This is a genomic window from Massilia sp. Bi118 (genome assembly GCF_918697865.1).
Classification (GTDB): domain Bacteria; phylum Pseudomonadota; class Gammaproteobacteria; order Burkholderiales; family Burkholderiaceae_D; genus Telluria.
In genome coordinates this window covers 219505-234564 of record NZ_CAKKMV010000001.1, presented here as the reverse complement: position 1 = coordinate 234564, position 15060 = coordinate 219505, and the positions used below count along the sequence as shown (strand labels likewise).

9 protein-coding genes are annotated in these 15060 nt (G+C 63.4%); 2 read left to right on the top strand and 7 right to left on the bottom strand.

The genetic code is table 11. From position 1 onward, the window contains the following. Positions 1–34 precede the first annotated feature (34 nt). On the top strand, positions 35–859 hold the full coding sequence (locus LQV39_RS01055) for a glycosyltransferase family 2 protein (protein ID WP_230019771.1): 825 nt from the start codon (positions 35–37) through the stop codon (positions 857–859). A 103-nt stretch (positions 860–962) separates the two neighbouring features. On the opposite strand, the gene LQV39_RS26330 is transcribed toward LQV39_RS01055, so the two are convergent. Together LQV39_RS26330 and dnaE are read right to left on the bottom strand one after the other, a co-directional pair. Then, the gene (locus LQV39_RS26330) at positions 963–2516 is read right to left on the bottom strand and encodes a methyl-accepting chemotaxis protein (protein ID WP_290368532.1); all 1554 of its coding nucleotides are present in this window, start codon (positions 2514–2516) and stop codon (positions 963–965) included. 178 nt (positions 2517–2694) lie between these two features. After that, positions 2695–6189, bottom strand: a complete 3495-nt coding sequence (gene dnaE / locus LQV39_RS01040) for a DNA polymerase III subunit alpha (protein ID WP_230019770.1) — start codon at positions 6187–6189, stop codon at positions 2695–2697. Between the two features lie 292 nt (positions 6190–6481). Here dnaE and LQV39_RS01035 point away from each other — a divergent pair, with 292 nt between their 5' ends. Continuing rightward, complete coding sequence (locus LQV39_RS01035; RefSeq protein WP_230019769.1) at positions 6482–7363, top strand: sulfurtransferase; 882 nt, start codon at positions 6482–6484, stop codon at positions 7361–7363. Between the two features lie 153 nt (positions 7364–7516). Here the strand turns inward: LQV39_RS01035 and LQV39_RS01030 are convergent, their stop codons facing one another. The 5 genes from LQV39_RS01030 to LQV39_RS01010 all read right to left on the bottom strand — a co-directional run bounded on the left by LQV39_RS01030 (position 7517) and on the right by LQV39_RS01010 (position 14998). Next, the gene (locus LQV39_RS01030) at positions 7517–8128 is read right to left on the bottom strand and encodes a DUF4214 domain-containing protein (protein WP_230019768.1); all 612 of its coding nucleotides are present in this window, start codon (positions 8126–8128) and stop codon (positions 7517–7519) included. A gap of 234 nt (positions 8129–8362) precedes the next feature. Then, positions 8363–9724, bottom strand: coding sequence for a TolC family outer membrane protein (locus tag LQV39_RS01025; RefSeq protein ID WP_374199387.1), 1362 nt, complete (start codon positions 9722–9724; stop codon positions 8363–8365). Further along, positions 9721–11073, bottom strand: coding sequence for an HlyD family type I secretion periplasmic adaptor subunit (locus LQV39_RS01020; RefSeq protein WP_230019766.1), 1353 nt, complete (start codon positions 11071–11073; stop codon positions 9721–9723). The genes LQV39_RS01025 and LQV39_RS01020 overlap by 4 nt, the downstream gene beginning before the upstream one ends. A 5-nt stretch (positions 11074–11078) precedes the next feature. Beyond that, positions 11079–12845 (bottom strand): type I secretion system permease/ATPase, encoded by a 1767-nt coding sequence (locus LQV39_RS01015; protein ID WP_230019765.1) that lies wholly within the window; start codon positions 12843–12845, stop codon positions 11079–11081. Between the two features lie 188 nt (positions 12846–13033). Beyond that, positions 13034–14998, bottom strand: a complete 1965-nt coding sequence (locus LQV39_RS01010; RefSeq protein ID WP_230019764.1) for a DUF4214 domain-containing protein — start codon at positions 14996–14998, stop codon at positions 13034–13036. Between the last annotated feature and the right edge of the window lie 62 nt (positions 14999–15060).

Here is a 15060-nt window from a genome sequence, read left to right as displayed (position 1 = left end):
TTGCCCCTGAATACAGCAGTGTACATCGGACCTTATGAGGCATGCACAGACAATCTCGGTCGTGATCACCACCTACAACCGGCCAGACGCGCTGGCCGCCGTGGTGCGGGCATGTTTTATGCAGAACGACAAGAATTTCGAAATCATTATCGCTGATGATGGCTCGACTGCCAACACGCGTAAGCTTGTGTCACAACTTGCCGAGGAGTCGCCGGTGCCGCTGCGCCACGTCTGGCAGCCCGACGAGGGCTTCCGCGCGGCGATGGCGCGCAACCGCGGCACCCTGGCGGCGCACGGCGACTACATCATCTTCCTGGACGGCGACTGCATTCCGCAGCGCGACTTCATCGCCCGCCACCGCGCCCTGTCGGAGCCGGGCTGCCTGGTGTCAGGCAGCCGCATCCTGATGAGCGAGGGCCTGACACGGCGCGTGCTGGACCAGGGGATCGCCATCCCTTCGTCCGGCCTGGCCAAGCGCGTGGCCTGGCGCCTGCGCGGCGACCTGAACAAGACCCTGCAGCTAGGGCTGCGCTGGCCCGACCTGGGGCGCGTGCGCAAGGGTTTCAGCTGGCGCCGCATCAAGAGCTGCAACCTGGCGGTCTGGCGCAGCGACCTGGAACGCGTGAACGGCTTCGACGAGAGTTTTACGGGATGGGGCCACGAGGATTCGGATCTCGTGGTGCGCCTGTTTCACGCGGGGGTGAAGCGCAAGGATGGGGCGTTTGCGACCGAGGTGTTCCATTTGTGGCACCGCGAGGCGCAGCGGGATCAGGAGTCCAGTAACAGGAAAGTCGTATTGGAACGCGCCGAGGCGAAGGTCACGCAGGCGACGATCGGGTTGCGCGAGCACGTTGCCTGAACCGCGATCGTGCAATCGTCGCCCCCGCGCAGGCGGGAGCCCATGCTGAGCTGGCCGAAGACGCTCGGTATGGATTCCCGCTTTCGCGGGAATGACGAGGTAATTAGCAGGCGGTGACCCGGAACACACTCACCGTCTGCGCCAGCTTCGCCGCCTGCTCCTGCATCGCCTCCGACGCCGCCGCCGCTTCTTCGACCAGCGAGGCGTTCTGCTGGGTCACCTGGTCCATCTGGGCGATGGCCTGGTTGATGTGCTCGATGCCCGTGCCCTGTTCCTGGGTCGCGCTGCTGATCGCCGCGATCATGCTGCTGACGCGGTTCACGCTGGACACGATCTCCTGCATGGTGGCGCCGGCGTCCAGCACCAGCTTCGCGCCGTCGCCGACCTTTTCCACCGAGTCGCCGATCAATTCCTTGATTTCCTTCGCTGCCTGGGCCGAGCGCTGGGCCAGGTTGCGCACCTCGCCCGCGACCACGGCGAAGCCCCTGCCCTGCTCGCCCGCGCGCGCCGCTTCGACCGCCGCGTTCAGCGCCAGGATATTGGTCTGGAAGGCGATGCCGTCGATGACGCCGATGATGTCGACGATCTTGCCGGACGACGTCTTGATCGCCTCCATCGTGTCGACCACGCGCGCCACCACCTCGCCGCCGCGGTCGGCCACGCCGGCCGCCGATTCGGCCAGCTCGCTGGCCTGGCGCGCGTTCTCGGCGCTCTGCTTGACGGTGCTGGTCAATTCTTCCATCGAGGCCGCGGTCTCTTCCAGCGAGCTGGCCTGCTCCTCGGTGCGGCTCGACAGGTCCAGGTTGCCGCTGGCGATCTGGCTCGAGGCCGTCGCGATCAGGTCGGTGCCGCTGCGCACCTGGGTCACGATGCCGGCCAGGGCGTCGCGCATGGCTTTCATGGCCGCCATCAGGCTGGCATCGTCGCCGGCGCGGACCGTGACCTCGGCGCCGAGGTCGCCGCCGGCGATGCGCTGGGCCACCGCCACCGCGTAGCCGGGGTCGCCGCCCAGCGCGCGTTCGACATTGCGGATCAGGAGCAGCACCACGGCGGAGAGCGCCGCGCCGATCACCGCCAGCCAGACCGCCGAGGCCAGCAGCTTGCGGTAGAAGGCCTGGTCGAGGTCGTCGACGTAGAGGCCGGTCATGATGTTCCAGCCCCAGGGTTTATAAGCCAGCGTGTAGGTCAGCTTGGGCACCGGCTGCTGCGAACCCGGCTTGGCCCACAGGTAGTCGGTGTAGCCGCCGCCATCCTGGCTCGCCTGCGTGGCGGCGATCGCGTCCAGGTAGACCTGGCGGCCTTGCGGATCGCGGGTCGCGCTGATCTTCGTGCCGACCAGGGCGGCCTTGATCGGATGCATCAGCACCTGCTCGCCGTCGAACACCACCAGGTAGCCGGTTTCGCCGTAGCGCAGCGCCTTGATGCGGGCCAGCGCCTGCTGCTTCGCTTCGTCTTCCGGCAGCGCGTGGCTGGCGGCCAGCGCGCCGTATTCCCTGGCGATCGAGGCCGCCATCTGGCCGGCGTTGGCCAGCTGGGTCTTGCGCTCCTCCAGGCGGACGTCGCGGTTGTGCAGCGTGTCGATGAGGAAGACGATCAGCAGGCAGAGCAGGCTCAGCAGCAGAGGAAGGAAGAGTTTTTGGCGGAAGGAGAGTGTCATGGCTTTGCTCGATAAATTGCTTTAGACCAATTTATCGCCAACCTGCATGAGAACTCGATGGCAAGAAGTTAAAGATGCCGATTATTTTTACGTTCAAAAACTAAAAACGCTCCCGATACAACAGTTTCGGGAGCGTTCGCAAACTTGGATCCCCGCCTGCGCGGGGATGACGTGCTGGTCAATACTCGACCGCGACTTCCTTCGCCCCCAGCTGCAGCTCCAGCGCATACTTGAGCTCATCCGAAGGCGCCACCCGCCAGCCATCCCCCAGCTGCACCACGCAGGGAATTCCTTGCGGCGTCAAGCGCAGGCTGACCGGCAGGCCGCCGTCCTGGCGATAAGGCTGCAGGATCTCGGCCAGCTTGGCCGGGTTGATCGTGCAGGCCAGGTCCATCTCCAGCTTGTGGCCGTACTGGATGCGCGCCTCGGCGATGCCGAATGCCTTTTCCGCCGTGATGCGCAGGCCGCCGTTGAAGCGGTCCTCGGACACCTTGCCGACCACCAGCAGGAATTCGTCCTCGCGGAAGATGTTCTTGTTCGCTTCCAGCAGCTCGTTGTAGATCGTGACCTCGACCACCGAGGTCTTGTCGTCCAGGGTCACGATCAGGATCTTGCCGCGCTGGGTCAGCTGGGTGCGCACGCCGGTGATCACGCCGCACAGCATGCGCGGGTCGCGCGAAGGTTCCAGGTCCTTCAGCTTGGTCTTGGCGAAGCGCCGCACCTCCTGCTGATAGGAGTCGAACATGTGGCCCGACAGGTAGTAGCCGAGCGCGGTCTTCTCTTCCGACAGCTTCTGGCGGTCGGTCCAGGGCGTCGCCTTCACGTATTCCGGCGGGGCCACCAGGTCGGAATCCTCGCCGCCGAACAGGCTGACCTGGTTGGCGGCGGCGGCGGCCTGGCCGGCCGCTTCCATCGCGAAGCCGACGGAGGCCAGCAGCACAGCGCGGTCGACACCGAAGCAGTCCATGGCGCCGGCCCGAATGAGCGATTCGATGGTGCGGCGGTTGATCTGCTTGCGGTCCACGCGCAGGCAGAAGTCGAACAGGTCCTTGAATTTGCCGCCTTCGTTGCGCGCCGCGATGATGGCTTCGATCGCGCCCTGGCCGGCGCCCTTCACACCGCCCAGGCCGTAGCGGATGTTCGACACCTGCTTGCCGGTGACGGAGCGCGGCGGGCCTTCCGGGGTGAAGCGGAACTGCGATTCGTTGACGTCCGGCGGCAGGATGGTCAGCTTGCAGACGTCGATCGAATCCTCGACCAGGATCTTGATCTTGTCCGTGTCTTCCATGGCCAGCGACATGTTGGCTGCCATGAACGCGGCGGTGTGGTGGACCTTCAGGTAGGCCGTGTGGTAGGACAGCAGCGCATACGCGGCGGCGTGCGACTTGTTGAAGCCGTAGCCCGCGAACTTTTCCATCAAGTCGAAGATCTCGTCGGCCTTCTCGGTCGACAGGCCGTCCTTGGCGGCGCCGGCGCGGAATATCTCGCGGTGCTCCGCCATCTCCTCGGCCTTCTTTTTACCCATCGCGCGGCGCAGCATGTCCGCGCCGCCCAGCGAGTAGCCGCCGACGATCTGCGCCATCTGCATGACCTGCTCCTGGTAGACCATGATGCCGTAGGTCTCGGACAGGATGGACTCGGTGCGCGGGTCCGGATAATCGAACTTCTCGCCGTGTTTTCGTTTGCAGAAGTCCGGGATCAGGTCCATCGGGCCCGGACGATACAGCGCCACCAGCGCGATGATGTCCTCGAAGCGGTCGGGACGCGCATCCTTCAGCATGCCCTGCATGCCGCGCGATTCAAGCTGGAACACGGCGACGGTCTTCGCCTCCGTCAGCAGCTTGTACGAGGGCCGGTCGGTCAGCGGCAGCGTTTCGAGATTGAAACCGGCGTCCTGCGGATCGAGCGCGCGGATGTAGTTGACGGCGCGGTCGAGGATGGTCAGCGTGGTCAGGCCCAGGAAGTCGAACTTCACCAGGCCGGCCGCCTCCACGTCGTCCTTGTCGTACTGCGACACCACGCCGGCGTCGCCACCCTGGGTGTAGAGCGGGCAGAAATCGGTCAGCTTGCCGGGGGCGATCAGCACGCCGCCGGCGTGCATGCCGATGTTACGGGTGATGCCTTCGACCTGCTGCGCAAGGTCGAGCAACTGCTTGACCTCTTCCTCGTTCTCGAGGCGCTCCTTGAGCATCGGCTCCTCTTCGATCGCCTCGGCAATCGACACTGGTTTACCCGGTTTGAAGGGGATCAGCTTGGAGATGCCGTCGCAGAAGTTGTAGCCGAAATCGAGCACGCGGCCGACGTCGCGGATCGCGCCTTTCGCCGCCATGGTACCGAAGGTGGCGATCTGCGAGACCGCGTCGCGGCCGTACAGATCCTTCACGTGCTGAATGACCAGCTCTCGCTTTTCCTGGCAAAAGTCGATGTCGAAGTCCGGCATCGAGACGCGTTCCGGGTTCAGGAAACGCTCGAACAGCAGGTTGTATTTCAGCGGATCGAGGTCCGTAATTTTGAGAGCGTAGGCCACCAGCGAGCCGGCGCCCGAACCGCGGCCCGGTCCGATCGGCACGCCGTTGTTCTTGCCCCACTGGATGAACTCCGCCACGATCAGGAAGTAGCCCGGGAACTTCATCTTGATGATGGTGTTGTTCTCGAACTCGAGGCGCGCTTCGTAGCGCGGACGCGCCGATTCGCGCTGTTCCGGGTCCGGAAACAGCTGCAGCAGGCGCTCTTCCAGGCCCCTCTTGGTTTCGGCGACCAGGAATTCGTCGATGGTCATGCCCGGGGTCGGGAAGTTCGGCAGCTGCGGCTTGCCCAGCACCAGGGTCACGTTGCAGCGCTTGGCGATCTCCACCGAATTCGCCAACGCGCCGGGCAGATCCTTGAACAGCTCCGCCATCTCGTCCTGGGACTTGAAGCACATGTTCTCGTTGAAGCGGCGCACGCGCTTGGCGTTGGCCAGCATCTCGCCTTCCGCGATACAGACGCGCGCTTCGTGGGCGATGAATTCTTCCTTCTTGATGAACTGCACCGGGTGGGTCGCCACCACCGGCAGCCCCAGGCGGCCGGCCAGCGCCACCGAATGGCGCACCTGCTGCTCCTGGTTGGGCTGGCCGGCGCGCTGGATCTCGACATAGAAGTGGCCCGGGAAGATGCGGGACCAGCGTTGCGCGCAGGCTTCCGCTTTTTCGATGTCGCCGTTGTCGATGGCCTGGCCGATGTCGCCGAACTGGGCGCCCGACAGGACGATCAGGGCGTTCGCCTGCGGCACCTCCGGCTCCAGGGTCGACACGGACGTCGCGAGCGCTTCCAGCCACTCGACGCGGATCTCGGCCCTGCCCTTGTATTGATTGGTGAGCCAGGCTTTCGACAGCAGCTCGCACAGCTGCAGGTAGCCGGTCTTGTTCTTGCAGAGGATCAGCAGGCGGAACGGCTTGTCGCGGTTCTCGTCGTTGGTGATCCAGGCGTCGACCCCGACGATCGGCTTGACGCCCTTGCCACGCGCGGCTTTATAGAAGCGGACCAGGGCGAAGGCGTTGGCCAGGTCGGTCACGGCCAGCGCCGGCTGCTGGTCCTTCACGGCGGCGGCCACCAGGTCGTCGATGCGGACCAGGCCGTCGACGATCGAGTATTCGGAGTGGACGCGCAGGTGGGTGAAAGTCGGGGATGTCATCCCATCATTTTACCGCGCCGGACCGGCGGACGGGAGCGCTGGGATTGCTTTTAAGAACGGGCGTGGCCAAATTGCCAACGTCGTTCATTGTTGACCTGAAGACCGTCATTCCCGCGGAAGCGGGAATCCATACGCAGTCTGCTCAGCCGGCTCAGCATGGATTCCCGCCTTCGCGGGAAGTCATTTCCGGCAACGCTGGGAATGACGATTGTGCTTGTATATCCGCCGCGACCAATAGACCCATCAGGCAGCTTATAATATTGGGCTAAAGCCTTGATCCGACAGCACTTCCATGCAAACGACTTCCTACGTAAACATCGCCGCCTACAAATTCATCACCCTCGACAATCTCGAAGAACTGCGCCCGCAATACCAGGCGCTGTGCAATGAGCTCGGGCTCAGGGGCACGGTGCTGCTGACGCCGGAAGGGATCAATATGTTCCTGTCGGGCACCCGCGAATACATCGACCGCTACCTGGACTGGGTGCGCAGCGACGCCCGCCTGGCCGACCTGGAGTGGAAGGAAAGCGTCTCGAGCGAGCAGTCGCATCGCCGCATGCTGGTGCGGATCAAGAAGGAAATCATCACCATGCGCATGCCGCTCATCAAGCCGGAACTGGGCCGCGCACCCTCGGTGGAACCGAAGACGCTCAAGCGCTGGCTCGACCAGGGTCACGACGACGACGGCGTGCCGGTCGTGATGATGGAAACCCGCAACGCCTTCGAAGTCGACGTCGGCACCTTCGACAACACCCTCGACTACCGCATCGACAAGTTCAGCGAGTTCCCGGACGTCGTTGCGAAGCACAAGGATGAATTGCAGGGCAAGACCGTAGTCACCTTCTGCACCGGCGGCATCCGTTGCGAAAAGGCCGCGATCCATATGCAGAACATCGGCTACGAGCGCGTGTACCAGCTCGACGGCGGCATCCTCAAGTACTTCGAGGAAGTCGGCGGCGACCACTATACGGGCGACTGCTTCGTGTTCGACTACCGCACCGCCCTGAATCCGAAGCTGGAACCGACCGAGACCGTGCAGTGCTTCGCCTGCCGCGCGGTGGTGACGCCGCGCCAGCAGCTGGCGCCGGAATATGTGGTGGGCGTCTCCTGCCCTCACTGCGCCGCCGCGCCGCAGGCCGCAGCGGCCAGGGGAGAAGGCGCCGACGCACACTGAGCTGCGCCCGGTGAAAGGAAAAAAGGCATCGTTCGCTCTGGCGTACGATGCCTTTTTCTGGATTGGCGCACCGCCGGCTCTGCAGCGGTGACTGATTATTTCATTCACGCGGCTTGCGTGAAATAAAATTTCACTACGATCGGTTATATCGATTCAGGCGTGGAAGATAGGGTCGTGGACATTGCTGCCCACACCAACCAGGCCGGCAAAACCATCCATGCCCGAGGCGCCGGCGAACTTGGCAATCGCGGCGTCGATATTACCCGGGTCCATGCCGGCGGCAGCGGTCTGCAGGTCTTTCACCGACGAGATGTAATCGACCGCCACCTTCAGCGCGTTGGCGCCGGCATAGCTGCTCTGCTCCGCAGGCAGATCCATGCGCGTGGTAAAGGCGCCGGCCACTGCCACCTTGGCGTCATAGGCGAACTTGTCGCTGCCCTGGGCGCCCGCGGCGATCTGCGTCACGACGTTATCGATCGTGATCTTGTGCTCGTTCAGCAGGTTGGTCCAATAGCTCAGGCCAACGGCCTCCGCAGGACGGTTGAACAAGTGTTCATACACGGCATTGACCGTGGCGGCGTTATCCATGCCGGCATAGGCGTCGTGGTATTCCTGCGAAGAGGCGAAGCTGGCCGAGATCACCTGGTAACCGGACGGGTTGGTGGCCAACAGGTTCGACCAGTAGGCCAGCCCGCCGGCATCGGCAGGACGGCTGAAATATGCCACGTATAGTTTCTGAACTTCGGTGTTGTAGTTCGTTGCCATGACGGCCTCCTCTGCGAAAGTGTGAGTAAAAATCCTACCCTAATCGCAAATTTTCAGGCGCACTCAACTGAACTTTAAATTGTGTAAGTGATTGAAAGAAAAAGATTTTTTTAGGAAAGCCGAATCCCGCCGAGCCGAATATCCGGTCTGTGCGCACGCTGACGCATGGGGTAAAAAACGCATGAAAAAAGCCCCGTGCCAGAACATCCCACGGGGCTTTTCGGAAGGCCTGGATCAGCGGAAATACGCTGCAATCTCGCGTACACCGCCCGCATCCAGGGTGCCGGCCGCGCCTCGCAGGCGCAAGATGCCGATGAGGTAGCTGTAGCGTGCCTGGGCCAGGTCGCGCTGGCTGGTGTACAGCTGCTGCTGGGCATTGAGCAGGTCCAGGTTGATGCGTACGCCACCCTTGATGCTTTGCTCGGTGGCCTTCATCAGCAGTTTTCCGGACGCGACCGCCTTCTCCAGGGCCTCGATCTTGTGCACACTGGACAACACGATACTGTGTGCTTTTCGCAACTCAACGAGGATTTTATTCGTGCGCGCATCGAGATCGGACTGGGCGCGCTCGTAGCCGGCCGCGGCCTGGCGCGTGGTCGCGCTGATGGCGCCGCCCTGGTAGATCGGCACGTTCACCTGGACGCCGATGGTGCGGTTCACCGACGTCTGGTTGTAGGTGTTGATCGATTCGTTGTCGCCCTTGCTGTAAGCGGCAATCAGGTCGACGCGCGGATAATGGCCCGCGCGGTTCTTGCTGATTTCGAGCCGCGCATTTTCGACAGCCAGGCGGGCGGCCGCCAGCTCGTGATTGTGCTCGCGTGCGATCTTTGCCCATTCCTCGAAGCTGCCGGGCGTCAGCGTGGCGGGGCGGAAGCCCTCGCCGAGCTTGTCCAGCTGGCCCGGGTCCATGCCGATCACGCCAGCCAGGGTTTCGCGCGCGGCGACGGCATTGTCCTGGGCTTCGGTCAGCTGGGCCTCGGCGATGTCGAGCCTGGCCTGGGTTTCCAGCATGTCGGTCTTGGTGCCCTCGCCTTTTTCGAACAGGCGATTATTCACGTGCATCATCTCGACGTACATGTCGCGCGAGACCTTCGAGAGCGCGACCTGGTCGTCGGCGAACAGCACATCCATGTAGGCGCTGGCCACGCGCAGGGTGACGTCGTCGGTGCTGGACGCAAACGCGGCCTCGCCCTGCGCCGCGATCACCTTGCCCTGACGGTAGCGCGCAATGCCGTCCAGGTTCAGGATGGGCTGGCGCAACTGCACCGCGGACGAGCGGCCGATGTAGCGCGGATGCGTGATGCGCTGTACCGGCAGGACGCCCAGCGGCCCGAAGTCTTCCTGCGTAAGCGTGGTCAGGTCGACCACGTTGCGGCTCGCCGAATAGCTGGCCGACACGCTGGGCAGCAGGTAGGAGCGGCCGATGATGCGGTTTTCCTTGGCCGACTCCTTGTCGTAGAAGCTCATGCGGTATTGCGGGTCGTTCTTCAGCGCGGCCTCGTAGGCCTGCTGCAGGGTGACCGCGCCGGCCTGGCCGGCGACAGCGGCGCCGAACACGGCGGCCAATGCGAGACGGAATTGACGCTTCACCCTCATTCCTCCGACATCGACGACCTGGCGCGGTCGAACACCGGCTTCAGCAGGTAGTTCATCATGGTGCGCTCGCCGGTCTTCACGAACAGCTCGACCGGCATGCCCGGACGCACGTCCAACTTGTGCTCGGCGATCATTTTCTGGCCCTTCGGCGTCACCCGCACGCGCACCTTGTAGTACGGCGCGCCGGTACGCTCGTCGATGCTGCGGTCGGCGGCGATCTGCTCGACCTGCCCCTCGATGTGCGGCGTCTTGTTGACGTTGAAGGCCGAGAAGATCAGCTCGGTCTTCAGGCCGGTGTGCACGCGGTCGACCAGGTTCACGGCCAGCTGGCCCTCGACGATCATCGGATCGTCGGTCGGCACGATTTCCATCATCTTGAAACCGGGCTGGACCACGCCACCCTGGGTGAACACCGCCAGGCTGGTGACGGTGCCGTCGACCGGCGCCTTGACCTCGATGTTGTCGACTTCGTACTTCTGGCCTTCCATGCGCGCGGAAAGGGCCTCGGCCTCCTTCTCGACGTCGCCCAGCTGGGTGCGGACCTCCTTCTGGTAGTCCTGCATGCGCTGGGACTTGCGCAGGCCGATTTCCAGCACCTGGCGGCGGAAGCGGCCGATGTTGCCGATGTCTTCGGAAATGGCCCCGCTCAGTTGGGCGTAGGTGCGCTCCAGGTCGAGCAGGCGGTTACGCGCCACATAGCCCTCCTTGGCCAGGTCGCGCATGCCGTCCAGTTGCTCCTTGAGGAAGCCCATCTGCTGCTTCTTGCTTTCGCGCGATTCTTCCAGGCTCTTGATCTGCTCCTTCAGGCCGGCGACGTTCTCGTCGTAGCTGCCGAGTTCGTTTTGCAGGGACATCTGGCGCGAGGCGAACAGCTGGTTCTGCAGCGTCATCAGCTCCATCACGCGGGGCTCGTTCTTGCGCTGCTCCAGCTCGGCCGGGAACTTGATGACCTTCAGGCCGTCGCGCTCGGCGGTCAGGCGCGCCTCGTTGGCGCGCGCGGTCAGGTATTGCGCTTCGCTGGTCTCGTACGAGGACTTGGCCAGCACGCCGTTCATGCGCACCAGGACCTGGCCCGCCTTCACCACGTCGCCATCCTTGACCAGGATCTGCTGCACGACGCCGCCGGTCTGGTGCTGGATCGCCTTGCGGTTCGATTCCTTGGCCACGATGCCCTGCAGCGGCACGCCCTTGTCGAGCGGCGCAAACATGCCCCACAGCACGAAGCCGCCAAAGCCCAGCAGCACGATCAGCCAGCCGATGCGGCTGAAGGAACGCGCATCGGTATTCACTTCGAGCGGCGTCACATCGTGTGAAATGACTTCCGCTACATCTTTCTTGAGCAGTTTCATCTAGATTATTTACCTTCTTCGGTGGTCGCCGAGGCCTGGGCGCGTTGCGCCGCTTGCTGGGCCGCCTGCTGCTGGGCCAGGGCCTTCTGGTTGGCATCGTTGAGCGCCGCCAGCACGTCCTTGGTCGGGCCGAAGGCCTGGACGGTACCGTCTCGCATCAGCAGCAGCTTGGTGGTGGCGCCGATCGCGCTGGTACGGTGCGTGATCAGGACAATGGTCTTGCCATGCTGGCGCAGGTCCATCACGGCGTGCACGAGCGCCTGCTCGCCCGTTTCATCGAGGTTCGAATTCGGCTCGTCCAGCACGATCAGGGCCGGGTCGCCATACATGGCGCGGGCCAGGCCCAGGCGCTGCTTCTGCCCGCCGGACAGGCCGGCGCCGCCGTCGCCCAGCTGGGTGTCGTAGCCTTCCGGCAGGTGCAGGATCATGTCGTGCACGCCGGCGCGCTTGGCCGCCAGCACGACTTTATCGGCATCGATTTCGCCAAAACGGGCAATGTTCTCGGACACAGTGCCCGAGAAAAGTTCGATGTCCTGCGGCAGGTAGCCGATGTGCGGGCCCAGTTCGGCCTTGTTCCAGGCGTACATGTCGGCGCCGTCGAGGCGCACCTTGCCCGCCATCGCCGGCCACACGCCGACCAGCAGGCGCGCCAGCGTCGACTTGCCCGAGCCGCTGGGGCCGATCACGCCCAGCACGTCGCCGGGCACGATGCCGAAGGACACGCCCTTGAGCACGGGAATGCGCACGCCCGGCGGCGCGGCAGTAACGGCTTCGACGGTCAGCTGGCCTTGCGGCTTCGGCAGCGGCATGCCGGCGGGGCGCGCCGGGTTGGCTTCCAACAGGACGTTGATACGGTCGAAGGCGCTGCGGGTGCTGCTCCAGCTCTTCCACACGGCGATCAGCTGCTGCACCGGGGCCAGGGTACGGCCGAGCAGGATGGACGCGGCGATCATCATGCCGGAGGTGATCTTGTTGTCGAGCACCAGCAGCGCGCCCAGGCCCAGCACCAGCGAGGACAGCGACATCTGGAAGAACTTGGTGGCGGCGCTGATGGTGCCGGCCTTCTGGCTGGCCTGGGCCTGCAGGCTCAGGAACCTGCCATGCAGCTTGAACCAGCGCGACATCAGGTTGGGCAGCATGCCCATCGATTCGATCACCTCGGCATTGCGCAGGTTGTTGGTGGCCGCCGTGCTGGAAGCGATCGCCATGCTGTTGGCTTCCTTCAGCGGCGCGTAGGTGACGCGCTCGTTGACGATGGCCAGCACGATCAGGATCAGCACGCCGCACAGGGCGAACAGGCCGAGCCAGGGCTCGAAGAAGAAGATCACGATCAGGTAGATCGGGAACCAGGGCGCATCGAAAAAGGCGAACAGCGCGTTACCAGTCAGGAACTGGCGCAGCGTGGTCAGGTCGGTCAGGGCCTGGCCGGCGTTGGCGCCGGAGGCCTTCAGGTTGTGCTCGAAGGCAGCCGTATACAGGCGCCGGTTGAGCTGCATGTCGAACTGGGCGCCCACGCGCACCAGCACGAAGGAGCGGATCAGCTCCAGCGCACCCATGAAAAGATAGGCGCCGACGATCATCAGCGACAGCATCAGCAGCGTGATCTCGTTGCGGCTTCCCAGCACGCGGTCATAGACCTGCAGCATATACAGCGACGGGGCCAGGGCCAGCAGGTTGACGATCGCGCTGAACGTTCCCACGGTGTAGAACGTTCCTTTGAAACTGAGCAGGACCCGCCCAATCTCGGTTTTCGGATTCAGAAATTTATTCATGTGCTCTTATAGTAGGGAAACTGCCAGCGGGCACATTATCTATCAAAACAGTTGAAAAATGTGATGTCCATCACATTTTTCGTAGCGTCCCAGCGTCAAAAGTCGCCAAAAAGAAAAACCCCGCCTCCTTGCGGAGACGGGGTTCTGCCTGCTTAAGTCTGCGACCCGCGAGCGGGTCGGGCGACTTATTAGCCGACGGTGATGATGCCGTTGTTCAGGTGAACGTCAGCAGCAGCAACGCCGGTCAGGGTGATGGTGATGACTTCCGGGGTAGCAGCGCTCGAACCGAAGGCCGACTTTTCCAGAACGATCTGGGTGTCGTTGCCACCGTTCGAACCCACGATGAACACTTCCTTGACAGCGTCGTTGCCGGTCATGTCTTTCGAGGTGTTCAGGGTGTAGTCGGTGCCGATGAACAGAGCGTCTTTACCTTGCAGGCCGAACAGAACGATCGACTGGTCGGTATCGCCGGCCATGTACAGGTCCGACGAAGCGGTGCCAACTTGGTTGCTGTCCAGGTCGGTCACAACGTAGCCGTTGTTGACGAACACTTGCTCAGCTGCGGTCACGGTTGCGTGGAAGCCTTCGTACTGAGCCAGGGTTGCCTTGGCTGCGTTGTAAGCGGCCACGTCAGTGGTGAAGGTCTTGATCGCGGTGGTTGCGTTGTCCACTGCGGTCGCAGCGTCCGACTGAGCCAGCACGGTCGGGTCCGAAGCGGCCTTGGTGTGGTAGTCGGTGACCAGCGGGGTCAGGGTGTTCAGCGCGGTGGTCGCGGCAGCGTCACCAGCGTTCGACTTGGCGGTCAGGGTCGCGATTTCGCTCGAGATCTGCGCTTCGGTCGGCATTGCACCTTTCAGGTCGATGGTGGTGAACGCGTTGGCAACAGCTTTCAGGGCTGCGGCTTCGCCGTTGTTCGCATCGACGTCCAGGTGGTGCACTTGCAGGGTAGCAGCGTCAACAGCCAGGCCGGTCTTGGTGACGTTGGCATCAGCAGCTTCCAGAGCGACGCTCGAAGCCAGCAGAGCGGTCACGCCCGGCATCTTGGCTTCGGTCACGGCGGTGCTGCTGGCCAGCTTCAGGGCGCCGGTGTCGGCATCCTTGACGATCAGGGCAGCTGCAGCAGCGGTGCCCTTGACGTAGGTCGCGGTGCCGTCGGCGTTGAAGGTCACGGTCACGCCGTTGTTGACTTCGAAGGCAGCTTCTTTCGACACCAGGTCGGCCTTGGCAGCGGTGTCGGCTTTGCCGGCAGCGGTCGAAGCGGTCTTGGCGGCAGCCAGAGCGTCGACAGCAGCTTGCAGGCCAGCGACCTTGGCGACGTCAGCGGTCTTGGTCAGCAGGGTAGCTTGTGCGGTAGCCAGGGTGGTGGCGTTGGCGCTCACCTGGTCGGCGATCAGGGCGGCCTTGACGGCGTCCGAACCGGCGGTGAATGCAGCACCGTTGGCGCCCAGGTCGGTCACGACAGCGGCAGCCTTGGTGGTGACGGCGGTGTTCAGCGAAGCTTCGGTAGCGCTGGTCGATGCCTTGTTGTCGCCGTCGGCGGTGACCAGGAACTTGTCTTCAGCAGCTTGTGCAGCAGCCAGCGAGCTCAGGGCGCCGGTGACGGTGAACGGGGTGCCTTTGGCGACGACGCCAGCGACGGTCGCGTTCAGTGCAGCCGGGGTGGTCGAAGCGGCCAGGGTTGCGTCGGTGGTGATGGTGCCCAGCCAGGTCTTGGCGGTAGCGACGGAGTCGGCGTTGTAGCCAGCTTTTTCAGCGTCGGTGTCCAGAGCGGCGGTGAAGGCCAGCGAAGCCGAGACCTTGTTGTTGAACGCGGTCAGGTCCGAACCCAGGGCAGCTTTCGAGATGTCGCGCACGGCAGCGTCGATGGTGATCGTGCCAGCGGTCATCAGGTCGGCCCAGTACTTCTTGCCTTCTGCTTCAGCAGCGCGGCCGAACAGGTTCTGGTAGATCTTGTCAACGATTTGCTCGTTGGTCATGCCAGCGTAGGTGGTCTTGTACTCAGCCGACGATGCGAATTCAGCCGACACAGCAGCGGTGCTGCCGTTAGCGGCTTCGACACGGCCTTCCCAGAAAGCCAGACCAGCCGGGTCTGCCGGACGGTTGAAGTAAGCCACGTACAGTTTAGCGATGTCGTTGTAGTAAGTCGTTGCCATTATTGCTCCAAAATAGATCGATCGATCGAAGAGATAAATCAAACAGCAGTGTTTTAAATCGT

Excerpts from the sequence above, each read along its gene's own strand:
- LQV39_RS01030 (WP_230019768.1), bottom strand. The coding sequence starts at position 8,128 with ATGGCAACGAACTACAACACCGAAGTTCAGAAACTATACGTGGCATAT.
- LQV39_RS01035 (WP_230019769.1), top strand. The coding sequence starts at position 6,482 with ATGCAAACGACTTCCTACGTAAACATCGCCGCCTACAAATTCATCACC.
- LQV39_RS01055 (WP_230019771.1), top strand. The coding sequence starts at position 35 with ATGAGGCATGCACAGACAATCTCGGTCGTGATCACCACCTACAACCGG.
- LQV39_RS26330 (WP_290368532.1), bottom strand. The coding sequence starts at position 2,516 with ATGACACTCTCCTTCCGCCAAAAACTCTTCCTTCCTCTGCTGCTGAGC.
- LQV39_RS01015 (WP_230019765.1), bottom strand. The coding sequence starts at position 12,845 with ATGAATAAATTTCTGAATCCGAAAACCGAGATTGGGCGGGTCCTGCTC.
- LQV39_RS01020 (WP_230019766.1), bottom strand. The coding sequence starts at position 11,073 with ATGAAACTGCTCAAGAAAGATGTAGCGGAAGTCATTTCACACGATGTG.
- LQV39_RS01025 (WP_374199387.1), bottom strand. The coding sequence starts at position 9,724 with ATGAGGGTGAAGCGTCAATTCCGTCTCGCATTGGCCGCCGTGTTCGGC.
- dnaE (WP_230019770.1), bottom strand. The coding sequence starts at position 6,189 with ATGACATCCCCGACTTTCACCCACCTGCGCGTCCACTCCGAATACTCG.
- LQV39_RS01010 (WP_230019764.1), bottom strand. The coding sequence starts at position 14,998 with ATGGCAACGACTTACTACAACGACATCGCTAAACTGTACGTGGCTTAC.